Raw genomic sequence first — 2,401 nt, forward strand, 5'->3', positions numbered from 1 at the left:
GGGGGTGGGGCTGATCTGGCGTTTGTGCCGGTGATGCGTCGTGATCGTCCGGCGGCGGAGACGTTCACCACCGCACTGGCCACCCTCCACACCCGCGATCCCGATCTGGACGCCGCGGCTCTCCACTCCAGCACCGGCGGGCGGCGGGTGCCCCTGCCGACGTACGCCTTCCAGCGCCGTACGCACTGGTCGTCGGCGCTGAACGGCGAACCCGCGACCGGCGCCGTGCCGACCGCGACCACCACCGGGACGGCGGAGCACGCCGAAACCTCGGTGGACAGCGGTATGCCGGCGAACCCCAACGCCCCGGAGGGCGCCGGGGCGGCCCCTCAGGAACCGGTCGACAGGCCTCTCGCGGCATCCCCGGACCCGGCAACGCCCGAGCAGGACCCACTGTCGCCCGAGCAACTCGTCCAGCTGGTCCGCGAGACCACCGCGACCGTCCTGGGCCACGACGACCCCGACGAGATCGCCCTCGACCGCACCTTCACCTCGCAGGGGCTCGAGTCGGTGACCGCCGTCGAGCTCCGCGAGCTGCTGAACCGGGCCACCGGGCTGACCCTCGCCCCCACGCTCGTCTACAACCTGCCCACCCCGCGTGCCGTCGCCGACCACCTGTCTGCCGCACTGCTCGGAGAGGACGGCTCGAACCCCGCCGACACCCACAGGACCAGCGCCGCGGCCCTCCGAGGCGGTGCGGGGGACGACGATCCGGTCGCCATCGTCGGCATCGGCTGCCGCTTCCCCGGCGGTGTGGACTCGGCCGCCGGCCTGTGGGACCTGCTGGCATCCGGCGCCGACGCGATCTCGTCCTTCCCCGTCGACCGCGGCTGGGACCTCGACGCTCTGTACGACCCCGAGCCCGGGACGCCGGGCAAGACCTATGTGCGGCGGGGCGGCTTCCTGCACCAGGCCGCCGAGTTCGACGCGGAGTTCTTCGGTATCTCACCGCGCGAGGCGACCGCCATGGACCCGCAGCAGCGGCTGCTGCTGGAGACCTCCTGGGAGGCACTCGAGGACGCCGGAGTGCTCCCCGAGTCGCTTCACGGCGGCGACACCGGCGTGTTCATCGGCGCGGTCGCACCGGAGTACGGACCACGGCTCCACGAGGACGCGCACGGATACGACGGGTACCTGCTCACCGGCACCACGGCCAGTGTGGCGTCCGGCCGGATCGCCTATACCCTCGGCACGCGCGGGCCGGCGCTGACGGTTGATACGGCGTGTTCGTCGTCGTTGGTGGCGTTGCACCTGGCGGTGCAGTCGCTGCGCCGGGGCGAGTGCGGTCTGGCGCTGGCCGGTGGCGCCACGGTGATGTCCGGACCCGGCATGTTCGTGGAGTTCTCCCGGCAGCGCGGCCTGGACCCCGAAGGCCGCTGCAAGCCGTTCTCCGCGGATGCCCAAGGCACTGCCTGGGCCGAGGGCGTTGCCGTACTGGCGTTGGAGCGTCTCTCCGATGCCCGTCGTCGTGGTCATCGGGTGCTGGCGGTGGTGCGGGGGAGTGCGGTCAATCAGGACGGTGCCAGCAATGGTTTGACGGCGCCGAGTGGTCCGGCGCAGGAGAGGGTCATTCGTGAGGCGCTGGCCGATGCCGGTGTGGCTGCGGGTGAGGTCGATGTGGTGGAGGCGCATGGGACGGGGACGCCGTTGGGTGATCCGATCGAGGCCGGTGCGCTGTTGGACACCTATGGGCGTGATCGGGGTGCGGGCGGGGGGCCGTTGTGGTTGGGGTCGTTGAAGTCCAATATCGGGCATACCCAGGCCGCGGCCGGAGTCGCCGGTGTGATCAAGATGGTGTTGGCCATGGGGCATGGCATGCTGCCGCGGACGCTTTACGTGGACCGGCCGAGCGCACATGTCGACTGGTCGCCTGACACGGTGCAGTTGCTGGCGGAAGCGCGCCCGTGGCCGGAGCGGGCGGACCGTGTTCGGCGTGCCGCCGTGTCTGCTTTCGGGATCAGCGGGACCAATGCGCACGTCGTTTTGGAGGAGGCGCCGGTTGAGGCGCCTCCGGTTGAGGCGTCGGGTGGGGATGTGCCTTCGGTTGTTGCGTGGTCGTTGTCGGCGCGTTCGGGTGAGGGGTTGCGGGCGCTGGGGGTGCGGTTGCGTGAGTTTGTGGGGCGTGGGGGTGTGGGTGTGGTGGATGTGGCGCATTCGTTGGCGGTGTCGCGGGCGTCGTTTGGTGAGCGTGTGGTGGTGATGGGGCGGGATCGTGGTGAGTTGTTGGCGGGGTTGGATGTGGTGGTGTCGGGGGGTTCGGGGCGGGGTGTGGTGCGTGGTGGTGCGGTGCGGGGTCGTGGTGTGGGGTTGTTGTTTACGGGTCAGGGTGCGCAGTGGGTGGGGATGGGGCGGGAGTTGTATGGGGTGGATGGGGTGTTTGCTGCTGCGTTGGATGAGGTTT

At 70.6% G+C, this 2,401-nt stretch carries 1 protein-coding gene; it reads left to right on the plus strand.

Annotated features, from left to right (window positions below; translation table 11 throughout):
* A partial coding sequence (locus ACFZCY_RS45420) for a beta-ketoacyl synthase N-terminal-like domain-containing protein (protein WP_391187704.1) occupies positions 1-2,401 on the plus strand: 2,401 nt, incomplete at both ends.

It is taken from the genome of Streptomyces sp. NPDC007983 (assembly GCF_042958345.1).
In the GTDB taxonomy this organism is placed as follows: Bacteria; Actinomycetota; Actinomycetes; order Streptomycetales; family Streptomycetaceae; genus Streptomyces.